Annotated in this window: 16 protein-coding genes; 7 read left to right on the top strand and 9 right to left on the bottom strand. The window is 63.4% G+C overall.

Going from position 1 to position 14,088, the window contains the following annotated elements; genetic code table 11:
- Positions 1 to 160: 160 nt before the first annotated feature.
- The 5 genes from ACIQUG_RS08765 to lgt form a co-directional block, all read right to left on the bottom strand.
- On the bottom strand, positions 161 to 1,000 hold the full coding sequence (locus ACIQUG_RS08765) for a hypothetical protein (protein WP_402319785.1): 840 nt from the start codon (positions 998 to 1,000) through the stop codon (positions 161 to 163).
- Between the two features lie 89 nt (positions 1,001 to 1,089).
- Positions 1,090 to 2,241: a Xaa-Pro peptidase family protein gene (locus ACIQUG_RS08760; RefSeq protein WP_043618095.1), complete on the bottom strand. Its 1,152-nt coding sequence runs from the start codon at positions 2,239 to 2,241 to the stop codon at positions 1,090 to 1,092.
- 1 nt (position 2,242) lies between these two features.
- Positions 2,243 to 3,037: a peptidoglycan editing factor PgeF gene (gene pgeF / locus ACIQUG_RS08755; protein ID WP_402319780.1), complete on the bottom strand. Its 795-nt coding sequence runs from the start codon at positions 3,035 to 3,037 to the stop codon at positions 2,243 to 2,245.
- Positions 3,038 to 3,188: 151 nt separating this feature from the next.
- On the bottom strand, positions 3,189 to 4,292 hold the full coding sequence (locus tag ACIQUG_RS08750; RefSeq protein ID WP_402319777.1) for a class I SAM-dependent methyltransferase: 1,104 nt from the start codon (positions 4,290 to 4,292) through the stop codon (positions 3,189 to 3,191).
- A gap of 61 nt (positions 4,293 to 4,353) precedes the next feature.
- Positions 4,354 to 5,190 carry a prolipoprotein diacylglyceryl transferase gene (gene lgt, locus ACIQUG_RS08745; protein WP_402319774.1) on the bottom strand — a complete coding sequence of 279 codons (837 nt, stop codon included), beginning with the start codon at positions 5,188 to 5,190 and terminating at the stop codon, positions 4,354 to 4,356.
- Between the two features lie 216 nt (positions 5,191 to 5,406).
- Here lgt and ACIQUG_RS08740 point away from each other — a divergent pair, with 216 nt between their 5' ends.
- From ACIQUG_RS08740 to ACIQUG_RS08715, 6 genes are all read left to right on the top strand, one after another.
- On the top strand, positions 5,407 to 5,667 hold the full coding sequence (locus ACIQUG_RS08740; RefSeq protein WP_043618160.1) for an accessory factor UbiK family protein: 261 nt from the start codon (positions 5,407 to 5,409) through the stop codon (positions 5,665 to 5,667).
- 448 nt (positions 5,668 to 6,115) lie between these two features.
- Positions 6,116 to 6,616: a YbjN domain-containing protein gene (locus tag ACIQUG_RS08735; protein ID WP_043618087.1), complete on the top strand. Its 501-nt coding sequence runs from the start codon at positions 6,116 to 6,118 to the stop codon at positions 6,614 to 6,616.
- A gap of 2 nt (positions 6,617 to 6,618) precedes the next feature.
- Positions 6,619 to 7,437: a pyrroline-5-carboxylate reductase gene (proC, locus tag ACIQUG_RS08730; RefSeq protein WP_402319769.1), complete on the top strand. Its 819-nt coding sequence runs from the start codon at positions 6,619 to 6,621 to the stop codon at positions 7,435 to 7,437.
- 349 nt (positions 7,438 to 7,786) lie between these two features.
- Positions 7,787 to 8,746 (top strand): LysR family transcriptional regulator, encoded by a 960-nt coding sequence (locus ACIQUG_RS08725; protein WP_402319767.1) that lies wholly within the window; start codon positions 7,787 to 7,789, stop codon positions 8,744 to 8,746.
- A 38-nt stretch (positions 8,747 to 8,784) separates the two neighbouring features.
- Complete coding sequence (locus tag ACIQUG_RS08720) at positions 8,785 to 9,126, top strand: tRNA-binding protein (protein WP_192446893.1); 342 nt, start codon at positions 8,785 to 8,787, stop codon at positions 9,124 to 9,126.
- Between the two features lie 4 nt (positions 9,127 to 9,130).
- Positions 9,131 to 9,694, top strand: coding sequence for a protein-tyrosine phosphatase family protein (locus ACIQUG_RS08715; RefSeq protein WP_402319764.1), 564 nt, complete (start codon positions 9,131 to 9,133; stop codon positions 9,692 to 9,694).
- Between the two features lie 4 nt (positions 9,695 to 9,698).
- Here the strand turns inward: ACIQUG_RS08715 and ACIQUG_RS08710 are convergent, their stop codons facing one another.
- Genes ACIQUG_RS08710 through ACIQUG_RS08695 form a run of 4 tightly spaced genes read right to left on the bottom strand, consistent with a single transcriptional unit; the run spans position 9,699 to position 12,899 of the window.
- Positions 9,699 to 10,202 carry a tetratricopeptide repeat protein gene (locus ACIQUG_RS08710; RefSeq protein ID WP_402319761.1) on the bottom strand — a complete coding sequence of 168 codons (504 nt, stop codon included), beginning with the start codon at positions 10,200 to 10,202 and terminating at the stop codon, positions 9,699 to 9,701.
- 55 nt (positions 10,203 to 10,257) lie between these two features.
- Positions 10,258 to 11,640 carry an ATP-binding protein gene (locus tag ACIQUG_RS08705; protein ID WP_043618073.1) on the bottom strand — a complete coding sequence of 461 codons (1,383 nt, stop codon included), beginning with the start codon at positions 11,638 to 11,640 and terminating at the stop codon, positions 10,258 to 10,260.
- A 32-nt stretch (positions 11,641 to 11,672) separates the two neighbouring features.
- Positions 11,673 to 12,374: a response regulator gene (locus tag ACIQUG_RS08700; RefSeq protein WP_043618070.1), complete on the bottom strand. Its 702-nt coding sequence runs from the start codon at positions 12,372 to 12,374 to the stop codon at positions 11,673 to 11,675.
- Between the two features lie 45 nt (positions 12,375 to 12,419).
- Positions 12,420 to 12,899, bottom strand: coding sequence for a MarR family winged helix-turn-helix transcriptional regulator (locus tag ACIQUG_RS08695; protein WP_034788710.1), 480 nt, complete (start codon positions 12,897 to 12,899; stop codon positions 12,420 to 12,422).
- Between the two features lie 268 nt (positions 12,900 to 13,167).
- On the opposite strand from ACIQUG_RS08695, the gene ACIQUG_RS08690 reads away from it, so the two are divergent.
- On the top strand, positions 13,168 to 14,058 hold the full coding sequence (locus ACIQUG_RS08690) for a branched-chain amino acid aminotransferase (protein WP_402319755.1): 891 nt from the start codon (positions 13,168 to 13,170) through the stop codon (positions 14,056 to 14,058).
- Positions 14,059 to 14,088 lie beyond the last annotated feature (30 nt).

Below are 14,088 nucleotides of genomic sequence, written 5' to 3'. Positions count from 1 at the left end.
GTAGCGGTGTTTTCCGCGCAGATTCCGAGAGCCATTCCAATCGCGGTCATTCTTTGCGGATGGCCGCCGTTCAGAGCTGATCGGCCGCTTTTTAGCGAGACTGAACTTGAATGCAAGGGGAATGCTGCGCCGCGAAGGCCAATATCCTAAAAACTTTGTATCAACCGGCTTGAGATTGCCGCCATTCGAGATAGGCGTCGATGGTTTTCGTCGCAATTCCCTGCATGGTTGTAGCCGGAACGCCACTCCACAAATCCGTGCCGCCGCCCGGAACAGAGTCCTGTCCCTGGATCCGGTGCAGGCGGTTGCCGCTGCCGTCGAGCACGTCCCAGACATAAACAACGGTCGTCTTGTCGCCATCCTTCAGTGCGGAGAAATAGCCTTTGAGGATATGCTCGCTGCTTGAGTCTGCCGAGCCCTTGATTGTCAGGCCGCGGGCGCGAGCGTCGGCACCGAGCTGTTTGGAAAGCGGTGTCACGGCCTGGACCGGCGCGCCGATGATCGGCAGGAAGCGGATCGTGCCGCTTGCAGCTGAGCTTGCCTTCGGTAACGCGGCGACGGTCGGCTGGCTCTGGATTTCTTCGGCTGCGGCCGCCGTCTGCTGGACGGGCGTGTGCTGGACTGGCGCCTGTTCGACCGGTGCCTGGCGGCTCTCGATCGCGTTCTGGACCGGCGCCGAGCCGGCGGCAAGCCGGTTTGCCTGTCCCTCGAAGGTACCGGCCGGATCCGTATAGGTCGCGTCGCCGGTGGCATAGGCCGTCGGCGTGTTCGAGGGTGCCGGCTGCGGCGAATAGGCGGTGGTCTGGCTGACGGGTTCGCGCTGCACAGGCGCCATCGCCGTCTGCGTCGACATGGCGTCGAGGTCGGATTGCGTCACCGGCGGCGAGCGGAAGTTCCCCCCGCCGACGTCAACCTGTGGCGTCAGCATCTCGGTGCTGTTGCAGCCGGCGAGCGCGATGGCGAGGCCAAGAGCTACGATGGGCGTGGTGAGCTTTCGCATGTTCAAACCGTCCGTCCGTTTCTTCGCGGCAGTTTCCTGAAACGTCTCCTGTCGTCTGCCAGTACGAACGCAAGTCTAGGCGGATTTCCCTAAGCAGAAATGAAGTCCAGGCCGTAACGCGACAACGCACGCGGCGTGTCGGTCGTGGTGAGGTAGGTCTGGCCGAGTGTCATGGCGGTGCCGCTGTCGGAATCCATGATGATCATGTGCACGAACAGCGACATGTTCGGCTCGATCTCCTGTGGATTGCCGAGGTGAAACATCTGCTGCTCCATCCAGGAGGGGGAGAAGCGGGCGCCGAGCGAATAGCCGCAGGCGTTCAGCCGGTGGCGGGCAAGGCCACGCTCGTCCATGATCTTGGCATGCACGTCGAAGACGGTGCCGAAGGTGTTGCCGGGGCGAAGCACCATCTCGATCGCCTGGATCGTTTCGCGGCAGGCGCTGTAGAGTTCGCGGTGGCGGTTGGTCGGCTCGCCGATGACGACGGTGCGCATCATCGCCGCATGATAGTGGGCGCTGACACCGGCCCATTCCAGCGTGAGCTGGTCCTGGCTGTCGAGCAGGCGGCGCCCGGACTTGTAGCGGCACAGCAGCGCATCGGCGCCGGAGCCGATGATGAACTCGTTGGCCGGATAGTCGCCGCCGCCGGCAAGGATCGTGCCCTGCATCGCGGCCAGAATGTCGGCCTCGTTGCCGCCGGGGCGAATGAGCGGCAGGGCGGCATCGAGCGCGTCGTCGGCAAGGCTCGCGGCCTTTTCGACATGGGCGATTTCCGCATCGCTCTTGATCAGGCGCAGGCGGCCGACCAAATGCGAGGCATCGATCAGCTCGCCAAAGGTCTGCAGCTGCCGGTCGATCAGCCGCGCGGCGCGGCCGGTCATGCCGTGGGTGTCATATTCGATGCCGATGCGGCAGCCGAGCAGGTCGAGTTCGCTCAGAAGGTTCTTCAGGTCCATGGTCGGGTCGGCATTGGCCCGGTCGACCCAGATCTCGATGCGCTCGATGTTCGATGTATGACGGGCCTGGCGCAGGTCGGCCGAGCGCGTCAAAAGCACCATCGAGCCGTCCTTCTTGACGACCAGCGTCTGGAAGAAGCAGTAGCCGAAGGTGTCGTACCCCGTCAGCCAGTACATGCTTTCCTGGGCGAAAAGCAGCACCGCGTCCAGCTTCTCCTCGCGCATCTTCTCCGTCAGCCGCTCAAGGCGGCTTGCATATTCTTCCTGGGCAAAATGAAGCGCCATGTCAGGTCCCTCGTATGCAAATGGCGGAAATCTGTCGGCCGTAGTCCGGTTCCTGCCTGTGGGTCGTGCGCCGATAGGAGAAAAAACGCTCCTCGTCGGCATAGGTGCAGATGTCGAGATTCTCGGCGATAACGCCCGCTTCGACCAGGCGTTTGATCGTCAGCCCCGGCAGGTCGAACATCGCATGGCCGTCGCGCTCCGAAGGCCGAAAGAAGGAGGCGTAGCTTTCGTTGGCCGCGACGAAGCGATCCACGAACTCGGAGCCGACCTCATAGTTGCGGCGGCTGATCGATGGGCCGAGGCAGGCGACGATGCGCTCGCGCCGGGCGCCGAGCGAAACCATCCTGTCGATCGTGCTTTCGAGCACGCCGCCGAGCGCGCCCTTCCAGCCGGCATGGGCCGCACCGATGACATTGGCTTCGGCATCGGCAAAGAGAATAGGGCCGCAATCGGCCGACAGCACGCCGAGCACGATACCGGGCGTTGCCGTCACCAGCGCATCGGCCTCGGGGCGGGCGCCGTCATAGCTTTCGTCGACCACCACGGCGTCTGGGGAATGGACCTGGTGCACGGTTGCCAGACGCTCGGGCGGAGCCCCGAACCAGCGGGCGACGCGGGCGCGGTTCTCGTTGACATGGGCGCGCTCGTCCTTGGAGCCGAGCCCGACATTGAGGCCGCGATAGATCCCTTCGGAAACGCCGCCCGTTCGGGTGAAATAACCATGGGCGATTGCCGGTCCGGCCTTCTCGCTGAAGAGCGAGCTTTGCACAGGAGAGAGCGCGGCGTCATGCTGCATTGGTATATTCGCCTTTGCTTTATCAGGAAAATCAATGGGTTTGGGGGCGCGCTCCGGCCCGGCGACTGGCTCTTGATTTGCCGGCGCGATGTTGACCCGCGACGGCAGGGCTGTCAATTCCCGAACGGCAGGGGTGCCGTCCGGTGGCGGTTCAGGGCTTCGGTTTGCGGAACGGCGAGAGCGGAACCGGCGGGCTGCTGACGGCCAGAACCTTGAACAGTTCGCCCATCTTTCCCGCGCCTGCGCCGGCGAGCCTCTCGACGTCCTGGCGGATGGTTTCCTGCGTCAGCGCATCCTTGTCGCGGCCAAGGGATGCGGCGCGTTCCAGAAGACCGAGGCCGACAAGAAAATCACCCTGGTGGGCAAGACCGTTGATCTGCACGTCGTCCGTCTTGGCGCGGCGGGCGAGTTGCTCGAAATCGACGTGGCTGGTGAGATCGGCGCGGCCGGGGCTGGCCAGCGGCGGATCGTATTCGTGGTCGAGCACGGCCTGCAGCGTGTCGCCGTAGCCGGTGGCCATATGGCCGTAGTCGATGATCACGGCGGTGCCGCCGCTGACCTTCAGCCGTTCGCACAGAGCCGACATGACTGCGTCGCGGGCCGGGGCGATCTCGAAGATCGTGCCTTCGGCGATACCTTGGGCCGGCGTCGGCAGGAGATCGGGATCGATGCCGGCAACGCCGACGGCAAAGGTCAGTTCGTCATCGGCATCGAGCCCGACCATGCGTTCGCGGAAGCCTTGCGCGGTGCGCACGAATTGCCGGATCGGGATGGCGTCGAACAGCTCGTTGGCGGCCAGCAGCAGAAAGCCTTCCGGCAGGGTCTCGAAGCTCGTGTGCCACTCGACCTTGTGGCCATGGGCGGCGAGCGTTTCCGACTGGACCTTGCGCAGCCGCTCGCTGGTCTCGACGAGATGCACGCCGGCGGAGGCATAGAGATCGGGCGCGAGACGGCGCACGACGCGCAGCATGTCGGCCATCATCGTGCCGCGGCCAGGGCCGATTTCGGCAAGCACGGCACCCTCGGGCTTGCCGTGCTGCTGCCAGGCATGGACGAGGAAGATGCCGATCATCTCGCCGAAGAGCTGGCTGATTTCCGGCGCCGTGGTGAAGTCGCCTTCCTTGCCGAAGGGCTCGTGCACGCGGTAGTAGCCGTGCTCCGGATCCGCCAGGCAAAGCGAGAAATAATCGGTGACGCTGATCGGCCCGTGGGCCTTGATCAGCGCCTTGATCTTGTCCGCAAGTGGTGTCGTCATGCCTTCGTCCAATTCGCCGGGCGGCGGCCGGAAAAGCCGCACGCCCTTGCCCCATCCGCTCTCAGGCGGCTGCGCGCCGCGCCCGGGCAATGGCCCAGATGCCGGCGAGCGCCATCGGCAACGACAAAAGCATGCCCATGGTCAGCCAGCCACCGACAAGATAGCCGATCTGCGCGTCCGGTTCGCGGAAGAATTCGACGAAAATACGGCTCAGGCCATAGCCAAGCACGAAGATGCCGGTAACGAGCCCCGGCGACTTCAAAGCGTGGCGACGGTAGATGAACCAGGCAAGCACGGCGAGCAGGACGATGCCCTCGAGGGCGGCCTCGTAAAGCTGGCTCGGGTGGCGGGCGAACGGACCACCGGTCGGGAAGACGATCGCCCAGGGCATCGACGACAGACGGCCCCAGAGCTCGCCGTTGATGAAGTTGGCGATGCGGCCGAAGAACAGGCCGATCGGGACGACGGCGGCGACTATGTCGAACAGGCTCCAGATGGCGATCTTGTTCTTGCGGGCAAACAGCATCATCGCGAGCGTGGTGCCGAGGAAACCGCCGTGGAACGACATGCCGCCGTTCCAGATTTCAAGCGCCCGGATCGGATTGGCGAGCACGGAGCCGAGATCGTAGAAGAGAATGTAGCCGATACGGCCGCCGAGCACGATGCCGCCGGCTGCCCACAGCAGGAAGTCGTCGAGTTGCTGCAGCGTGATCGCCGGCTTGTCGTCGCGCCAGAGCGCGGTGTTCATTGCCAGGCGCCGGGCGTAGAACCAGCCGAGGAGGATGCCCGCCACATAGGCGAGCCCGTACCAGTGGATGGCCAGCGGCCCGATCTGGACGATGACGGGATCGATTTCAGGGAAGGGGAGGATGGCGAGGCGGGTCGCTAATGTTTCCAATTTATTGTTCTCGTGCCGGGCCGGTTGTTTCGGCGGAACATGGCGAGCGATTGCACCCCGGTCAAGGGCGACGATTTGCGCCCCGGACACAGGGTCGTGAAGCGGGCCGTGAAGGCGCGCGTGATTTTTCTTGCATCGGGCGGCCGGTGACCCTACCTGAAACCCATGGACCGCATCGCTCTTTAAGAGGCGATGGCTGAAATGGAGATCGCGACGATGAGCACAGGCACCAACCGCATGCTGGATGACTTCGCCAAGCTGATGACCGATGCTGCAGGCGCCGCCCAGGGCGTGCGCCGCGAGGTTGAAACCGCCTTCCGGGCGCAGGCCGAGCGGGCGCTGAATTCGCTCGACGTCGTCAAGCGCGAAGAGTTCGAGATGGTCAAGGAAATGGCCATCAAGGCGCGCGAGGAAAACGATGCGCTTCTGGCCCGTATTGAGGCTCTTGAAGCGCGTCTCGTCGATACGGGCAAGTAACGCGATTCCCTTGAAATAACGGCATTTCAGCGTTTTTACTTCGCCCGCGGACCTCATCCGCGGGCGTTTTGCTGTCGATCAGCCGCACAGGTCTGAAACGGCATGATCGGTGGTTAATAAAACCTGAAAAGTTTTCCACCTGTGGACACTGCCAAAAAACCCTTATGGCAGAGTCAGTTAAGCTCAACCGCTTCATTCACATGACAACGTGGACGCGATTGTTCACGGCTATTTTTGGACCGAGGGGCTGGCAGCCTGACTCCGCCATTATACACTGATTTTAAATGATGATTCGAAACGAACCACGTAAGCTCCGGGCAGGGTAAGTCAGCCAGGATGGATGTGAGTTCAGCAATCATAGTGTGTTTGTAATCGGTGTTGGGTTTGCAGCGTTGCGTCTTGTGAGCGTGATGATGCATGCCCGTGCCACACCTATGCAGGGTGATGCATGAGCCTTTTGGAAATGGAAGTCGAGCGCCAATCCAACCCGGTCGATATGATCGAGTTCGTGGCTGCCAATAACGACTGGTCGTTCGAGCGATCCGGCGAAGACGAAATCGCCATGACGGTCGAAGGCAAGTGGGCGGACTACCACGTTTCCTTCTCCTGGATGGAGGAATTCGAGGCGCTGCACCTGGCTTGTGCCTTCGACATCAAGGTGCCGGAAAGCCGGGTCAACGAAGTCATCCGTCTGCTCTCCCATATCAATGGGCAGGTGCTGATGGGCCACTTCGATCTGTGGCGTCAGGAGGAAGTGGTGATCTTCCGCCAGTCGCTGCTGCTCGCCGGCGGCGCCGAGCCCACCAACCAGCAGGTCGAAGTTCTGCTTTCGAGCGCACTCGACGCTTGCGAATCCTATTATCAGGCGTTTCAATTCGTCGTCTGGTCCGGCATGGACGCGCAGCGCGCCGTCGATGCCGTGCTGTTCGAAACGGTTGGAGAAGCCTGATCATGACGAACGCCGCTTCCGGTCCCATCGTGCTCGTCGGCGCCGGCAATATGGGCGGCGCCATGCTTTCCGGCTGGCTGAAGAGCGGTGTTAAAGGCGGGGACGTTCTCGTCGTCGATCCCGGTCCGCCGCCGGCCATGGCGCAGCTGATCGCCGACAACGGCGTGACGCATGCGACCTCCGCACCGTCGGGTGTTCAGGCGGGCGTGATCTTCCTTGCGGTCAAGCCGCAGGTGATGGACGCGGTCCTGCCGCCGCTGAAATCGCTCGTTGGCCCGGAGACGGTCATCGTATCGGTTGCCGCCGGCAAGACGCTGGCCTTCATCGAAACCCATCTTGGTGCCGCCGCTACGGTGCGTGCCATGCCGAACACGCCGGCCATGATCGGCCGCGGTGTCACCGGCGCCTTTGCCAATGCCCGCGTCAGCGATCAGCAGCGCGCTCAGGTGCATGATCTCTTGAAGGTCAGCGGCCCGGTCGAATGGGTGCGCACCGAAGCCGAGATCGATGCCGTCACCGCCGTTTCCGGCAGTGGCCCGGCCTATGTCTTCTATCTCGTCGAGTGCATGGCGGAGGCGGGTCGCAAGGCCGGCCTTCAGGCGGACCTTGCCATGCGGCTCGCGCGGGAAACTGTCGCGGGGGCTGGCGAACTGTTGCACCAGTCGCCCGACGAGGCCGCGCGGCTGCGCCAGAACGTGACCTCGCCCGGCGGCACGACGGCCGCGGCACTGTCCGTGCTGATGGCCGACGACGGCATGCAACCGCTGTTCGACAAGGCGATCTCTGCGGCGCGCAAGCGCGCGGAAGAACTCGCAGGCTGAACATCAAACGCGGCCGGCGCCATGTCGGGGCCGGCAGGCGCCTGGCCTATGGCGTTCGCGTCGGGTAAGCGCCAGTGCAAGCCCCATGATCGCGGCTTGGCTGGCGGTTGAATAGACTTCTCCAGATTGCACGTATCGCGCGGCGGCTCATGTCGCCGATCGCAATGGCGCGTTGACGCCGCGCCCAGGAATGCAGCGCATAGCTCATCGGCAGACCGTCTTGCTGATTGCCCATTTCCGTCACTCCTCAAGCTTCGCTGTCTGAGTTCCGGCTTAGGCTACAGCCTGTCGCCTGCCGCTATAATCCATGTTAAATTCCGTTTATCTGTGACGAAATGGAATAGATAAGATGGATCGACAGGAAGCCATGGCGGTGTTTCTCGCCGTCGTCGAGGAGGGCGATTTCTCGGCGGCGGCGCGGCGGTTGCGCATGACGCCATCGGCGGTCAGCAAGATCGTCGGCCGGCTGGAGGCGCGCCTCGGCGTGCGCCTGCTGCAGCGATCGACCCGCAGCATCAGCCTGACGAGCGAAGGCAGCGCCTATGCGGAATCGAGCCGCCGCATCCTCGGCGACATGGAAGATGCGGAGGTTGCGATCCAGCCGGGGGCGGTGCCGCGCGGGCGGCTGCGGGTGAGCCTGCCCAGCGCCTTCGGTCACCGCCTGATCGTGCCTATGCTGCCTGATTTCATCGAACGGTTTCCGGAGATCGACCTGGAACTCGATTTCAGCGACGCGGTCGTCGACCTCATGAACGGCGAGGCCGATGTCGCGCTCCGGGTTGCGGAACAAAACGACAGCACGCTGGTGACCCGGCGGCTCGCTCCGAACCGCCGCGTCATCTGCGCGGCACCCGCCTATCTCGAACGGCACGGTGCGCCGCAGACGCCCGACGACCTGCAGCGGCATGCCTGCCTTGCCATCACCGCCCGCGGTCGCCTCAATGTCTGGGAGTTCGAGGATGGCGACGGCCGGCGTGCGATCCGTGTTCGTGGCTCCGTCGAGGCCAACAGCACCGAAGCGCTCCGACGGCTCGCGCTCGCGGGTATCGGCATCGTGCGCCTTTCCGAACTGCTCGTGGGCGGCGATATCAAGGCGGGATTGCTGGTGCCGCTGCTGACCGACAGCAACTATGCCGAGGCGGAACCGATCACGGTCGTCTATCCGCACCGGCGGTTCCTGCCGCCGCGCGTGCGTGTTTTCGTCGATTTCCTGGCCGAGCAGTTTGCGCGCCGCCCGTGGGAGGAGGCCAGATTTCGCGGGGAGCCTTCCGGGGACGCCATGCTTTCGGAATCTCGCCCGATGCTTTAATCCACCTCGTCGGAGAAGATTTCACATAGGAAATGACGATGGCTGAAACTATTGAATTTGCTGATTTCGAGCGCGTGGACATCCGCGTGGGCACCATCGTCGAGGCCGAACCGTTTCCGGAAGCACGCAAGCCGGCCATCAAGCTGAAGATCGATTTCGGCCCGGAACTCGGCATAAAAAAGTCATCAGCGCAAATCACGGTGCATTATCGTCCGGAGGATCTCGTCGGGCGGCAGGTGCTGGGCGTGGTCAATTTTCCGCCACGCCAGATCGGGCCTGTGCGCTCCGAAGTGCTGACGCTGGGCTTTGCAGACGAGGCCGGTGCGATTGTGCTGGCTGCCACCGAACGGCCGGTCCCCAACGGCAAGAAGTTGATGTGATCCCATGAACATTGCTTTCGATGCGATCCCCGAGCGCGTCAAGGTGTCCTGCCTTTGGCGCGCCGCCGATGCCGCGCGCGACTGGCGCGCAAGTCATGTGGTGTCCCTTCTCGATCCGGAACTGCCGGATGCCAACGTGCCGGTGATTGCGGACGCCAGCCACCGGATCGTGCGCATGCGCGATCAGGAAAACCTGAAAGCCACCCAGCATTTCCCGGATCTGGTGCTTGAGGTCTTCGAGGCGATGCGCCCGGTGGCCGAGCATGCTGAGAGCCGCATTCTCGTCCATTGCCATGCCGGCGTCAGCCGCTCTACTGCCTTTGCCTATGGTCTGATTGCGCACCAGCTTGGCGCGGGACGAGAGGACGAAGCCTTCCAGGCACTGCTGACCATCACGCGCAAGCCCTGGCCGAACCGCCGCATCATCGAGATCCTCGATGCAGCCCTTGGCCGCGACGGCCGGCTGCTCGCACCGCTCGATGTCATGCGCGCCCGTCATCCACGCCGCATCGACGCCTGGCACCGCTTCAACGAACGACGCGGCCTGACCTCGATCTATCAGCGCTGACGGTTCAACTCTCCGGCAACAGCATCTCGGCGTAGCGCTTGAGCGAGCGGTTGTAGCGGGGCAGGTGCCGCGACAGGCTGCCGAGCGCTAGGGCGGTTGCCTCTTGCGCCTGGCCGGTATCCACAAGGCAAAGCGCCAGGAAGGCGACGACGGCATCGTCGAGTTCGTCCGATGGCTTGTCGCGCTCGGCGGTGAGCAGGGCGACGCCTTCGTCGGCGCGGCCGAGATTGCGCAGGGTGCTGGCGAGCTGGATGGTGGCGCGCCGGCGGCGAATTCCCTGAAGGCCGTTTTCCAGCGCCTGCCGGTAGAGCGGCTCTGCCTTCGTCTCATGGCCGGTTGAATCCTGTGCCGAGGCTCGCTCGAATAGCCCGACGGCATGTCCCGCCGGCAGTTCGGTGGCGAGGGCATCGATGCGGGCGACAAAGCTTTCGCCATCCAGCGTGTCGAAGGCGGCCCAGAGTTCGGCCACCCGTCGTTCCCAGTCAGCCCAATCGATGACGTCTACCATTCCCGCTCCCCTCAGCCCCGTTCGCGGCCAGAAGTGGCCCGCCAGGGCAGGGACGTCAAGCCGGCACGCGCACCGTTGCCCTGAGGCCGCCGAGCGGGCTGTCGCCTAGCGTGACGTTGCCGCCGTGGCTGCGGGCGATATCGCGGGCGATCGCCAGACCAAGGCCGGTGCCGGAGCTGTCGAGATTGCGCGCTTCGTCGAGACGGAAGAACGGCTTGAACACATCCTCGCGCGAACGTTCGGGAATGCCCGGGCCGTCGTCGTCGATGGTGATTGTCAGCCACTTGGCACTGTGGCGCGCATCGATCTTGACGGTGTTGGCGTAGCGATAGGCGTTCGAGGCGATGTTGGCGATGAGACGGGTGAAGGCGTTTGGCCGGACGCGGATATCGTCTTCCCCCTCGACGGAGGTGGTGAGCGTCTTGCCGAGCAGTTCGGCTTCCGCGGCGAGCCGGGTCATCAGGTCCGAAAGTTTCAGCTGGCCGACGTCTTCCTCCGCCTCGCTGCGGGCGAAGGCGAGATACCCTTCCAGCATGTTCTGCATGTCCTCGACGTCCTGGTTCAGGCCTTCGAGATCCGGGTTGTTGCCGGCAAGCGCCAGCTGCAGCTTGAAGCGGGTGAGGATGGTGCGCAGATCGTGGCTGACGCCGGTCAGCATTGCGGTGCGCTGTTCGATCTGGCGTTCGATGCGCTCGCGCATCTGGATGAAGGCGAGGCCGGCGCGGCGGATCTCGTCGGCGCCGCGCGGCGCGAAGTCGTCGATCTTCTGGCCCTTGCCGAAGCTTTCGGCCGCCTTGGTCAAAGCCAGGATCGGCCGGATCTGGCCGCGCAAAAAGAGGACCGCGATCGTCAGCAGCACCAGCGAGGCCGCCACCATCCAGACGAGGAAGATGTGGGTGTTGGAGGCATAGGCCTGGTTGCGCCGGGCGTAGACGCGCAGGATGCGGCCGTCGTCGAGCTTGATGCGGATCTCCACGAGCTTGGAGTTGCCGACCGTATCGATCCAGAAGGGGCGGCGTACCTGGTTCGAAATCTCTTCGCCGAGGATCTGGTCTAGGATTTCGAAGAAGGGGCTGGGACGCGGCGGTGGCAGTTCGCCGGGCGGGTCCACGGAGATGCTGAGATCGAGCTGATCGCGGGCGATGCGGATGATCTCGGAGATATCGCGGTCGGCCGGGAAGGTGTCGATGAGATCGACGATCGCGGCAATGTCCCCGGTGACGGCGGCCGACAGGCGCTGCGTCACCAGCTGCCAGTGGCGCTCCATGAAGATGAAGGCGACCACCGACTGCAGGAGAACCATCGGAATGATGACGATCAGCAGCGAGCGGGCGTAAAGCCCCATGGGCAGGCGACGGCGCAGCCAGCGGGTGAAACGCCTCCAGGCGTTGTCGTTCGCCCCGGATGCACCGTGCTCTATGCCGTCAAAGCTTGCCATGATCTGCCGCGCTCATCGGAAGGGCTGCCATTTCAGTCCACGCTCAGCCGGTAGCCGATGCCGCGCACCGTCTGCAGCCAGACGGGGTTGGATGGGTCGTCCTCGATCTTGCGGCGCAGACGGTTGATCTGCACGTCGATCGTGCGCTCGCCGACTTCGGCATCGTCGCCGATCAGTTCGTGGCGCGGAATGGTTTCGCCAGCGCGCTGCGAAAACAGCGTCATGATCTCCTGCTCGCGGTCTGTCAGCCGGATATGGTCGGCGCCGCGCCGGAGTTCCTTGCGCACCACCGAGAAGGTGTAGGGGCCGAAGATGACCTGGTCGACCTTGGGTGCCTGGGCCGGCTGGTTGCGGCGCAGGATGTTGTTGATCCGCAGCACCAGTTCGCGCGGGTCGAACGGCTTCGACAGATAGTCGTCGGCACCGGCCTCGAGGCCCTCGATGCGGGAATTGGATTCCGCCAGCGCCGTCAGCATCAGGATCGGCACGGTCTTGATCTGCCTGAGGCTCTGGGTGAGCGAAATGCCGCTTTCGCCCGGCATCATCACGTCGACGATCAGGAGGTCGAAGTCGAGGCCGACGAGTTTGCGGCGGGCCTCGTCCGCATCGGACGCGGTCGTCACGCGAAAACCCTGTTCGACCAGGTAGCGGTTGAGCAGATCGCGGATGCGCCGGTCGTCATCGACGACCAGAAGGTGAGCGGCATCGTCCGAGACAGTCGCTTTTGTCGTCATTCCACGCTTCCCAAGTTGCAGGCCAGACCCGCGCTGCGGCGGGCGTCAGTCTGCGGCGTTGTTCTTCATACCGGCGAGAAAGCGCTTGACCGTTTCGCGCGCGCCCGGACCGGTTCTTGCCAATGCATCGGCTATGCGGCGGGACTGTGGCTCGGCGAGCGCACGCGCCAGCGCCTGGCCTTCCTCCGTCGTATAGAGCATGCGCTGGCGCCGATCCTCAGGGCCGGTTTCCTGGCGGATATAGCCGGAATCGATCAGCTGCTTCAGCACCCGCGCAAGGCTCTGCTTGGTGATCTTCAGCGTGTCCAGGAGGTCGGCGACCGTCATGCCCGGCTCGCGGTCGACAAAGTGCACGACACGGTGGTGCGCCCGTCCGAAGCCGCTCTTTTCCAGGATCGCGTCCGGGTCGGAGGTGAAGTCGCGATAGGCGAAGAAGAGCAGCTCGATGATCTCGAAATCGATCGTATCGTCATCGGCAGCGGCATCGTTCAGATACCGGGTGTTCTCTTTGGATTGGCCGGCCACGCGGTCATTTCCTTTCAGCCTGATTGCAACTTGCGAAACATTCGGAAAAATACGTCAGCTTTATTGACATATTTTTACCGTGTCGTTAGCGTCCATGCTCGGTAAGCGAGACATTTGGCGTTGGCAACATCTGAAAGGATATGCCGTGCCGTTCCGATCGCAAATCCAAAATCACGAAATTGAATTTTCCCTCAATCAGTTTGCCGATAAACTGAAAGCAGGACGATAATCAACTAAGAATGGCGCGCATGCGCCGGAGGATGACACCATGGCAGCGGTTCCTTTTGATCAGTTGGACGGACAGATCTGGTTCAACGGCGAGTTCGTCGCGTGGAAGGACGCCAAGGTACACGTGCTGACCCACGGCCTGCACTATGCCAGCGCGGTCTTTGAGGGCGAGCGCGCGTATGGCGGGCGCATCTTCAAGCTGACCGAGCACAACCAGCGCCTGCATCAGTCCGCCGAAATCCTCGGCTTCAAGATTCCCTATTCGGTCGAGGAACTGGACGCCGCCAGCGTCGAACTTCTGAAGCGTCAGGGCTTCTCCGAGGCCTATGTGCGGCCGATCGCCTGGCGCGGCAGCGAAATGATGGGCGTTTCGGCACAGAACAACCGCATCAACGTTGCCATCGCCATCTGGCAGTGGGGCAGCTACTTCAACCCGGCCGAAAAGCTCAAGGGCATCCGGCTCGATATCGCAGAATATCGCCGCCCGGATCCGCAGACAGCACCTTCGAAGTCGAAGGCCGCCGGCCTCTACATGATCTGCACCATCTCCAAGCATGCGGCCGAGGCCAAGGGCTATGCGGATGCGATGATGCTCGACTATCGTGGCCGCGTGGCCGAGGCGACCGGCGCCAACATTTTCTTCGTCAAGGACGGCGTCATCCACACGCCGGTGCCGGATTGCTTCCTCGACGGCATCACCCGCCGCACCGTGATCGAGCTTGCCAAGCGCCGCGGCTATGAAGTTGTCGAGCGGGCGATCATGCCGGAGGAACTGTCCGGTTTCAGCGAATGCTTCCTCACCGGCTCGGCCGCGGAGGTAACGCCGGTTTCCGAAATCGGCCCCTATCGCTTCACGCCGGCGACGATCTGCGAAACGCTGATGAACGACTACATGAAGGAAGTCTATCCGGTTGCCGCGGCAGCCGAGTAACGGCACCCGCGATACTCTCGAATGCAGAAA

This window comes from Ensifer sp. NPDC090286, from assembly GCF_044769565.1.
Lineage (GTDB): Bacteria > Pseudomonadota > Alphaproteobacteria > Rhizobiales > Rhizobiaceae > Ensifer.
The sequence above is the reverse complement of the archived record's forward strand: the minus strand, read 5'-3'. Positions and strand labels throughout refer to the sequence as shown.

Bases quoted from the DNA above. Each gene is read 5' to 3' on its own strand.
- ACIQUG_RS08720 (WP_192446893.1), top strand. From the start codon at position 8,785: ATGGCTGAAACTATTGAATTTGCTGATTTCGAGCGCGTGGACATCCGC.
- ACIQUG_RS08735 (WP_043618087.1), top strand. From the start codon at position 6,116: ATGAGCCTTTTGGAAATGGAAGTCGAGCGCCAATCCAACCCGGTCGAT.
- ACIQUG_RS08700 (WP_043618070.1), bottom strand. From the start codon at position 12,374: ATGACGACAAAAGCGACTGTCTCGGACGATGCCGCTCACCTTCTGGTC.
- pgeF (WP_402319780.1), bottom strand. From the start codon at position 3,037: ATGCAGCATGACGCCGCGCTCTCTCCTGTGCAAAGCTCGCTCTTCAGC.
- ACIQUG_RS08705 (WP_043618073.1), bottom strand. From the start codon at position 11,640: ATGGCAAGCTTTGACGGCATAGAGCACGGTGCATCCGGGGCGAACGAC.
- ACIQUG_RS08765 (WP_402319785.1), bottom strand. From the start codon at position 1,000: ATGCGAAAGCTCACCACGCCCATCGTAGCTCTTGGCCTCGCCATCGCG.
- ACIQUG_RS08750 (WP_402319777.1), bottom strand. From the start codon at position 4,292: ATGACGACACCACTTGCGGACAAGATCAAGGCGCTGATCAAGGCCCAC.
- proC (WP_402319769.1), top strand. From the start codon at position 6,619: ATGACGAACGCCGCTTCCGGTCCCATCGTGCTCGTCGGCGCCGGCAAT.
- ACIQUG_RS08725 (WP_402319767.1), top strand. From the start codon at position 7,787: ATGGATCGACAGGAAGCCATGGCGGTGTTTCTCGCCGTCGTCGAGGAG.
- ACIQUG_RS08715 (WP_402319764.1), top strand. From the start codon at position 9,131: ATGAACATTGCTTTCGATGCGATCCCCGAGCGCGTCAAGGTGTCCTGC.
- ACIQUG_RS08710 (WP_402319761.1), bottom strand. From the start codon at position 10,202: ATGGTAGACGTCATCGATTGGGCTGACTGGGAACGACGGGTGGCCGAA.
- ACIQUG_RS08740 (WP_043618160.1), top strand. From the start codon at position 5,407: ATGAGCACAGGCACCAACCGCATGCTGGATGACTTCGCCAAGCTGATG.
- ACIQUG_RS08690 (WP_402319755.1), top strand. From the start codon at position 13,168: ATGGCAGCGGTTCCTTTTGATCAGTTGGACGGACAGATCTGGTTCAAC.
- ACIQUG_RS08760 (WP_043618095.1), bottom strand. From the start codon at position 2,241: ATGGCGCTTCATTTTGCCCAGGAAGAATATGCAAGCCGCCTTGAGCGG.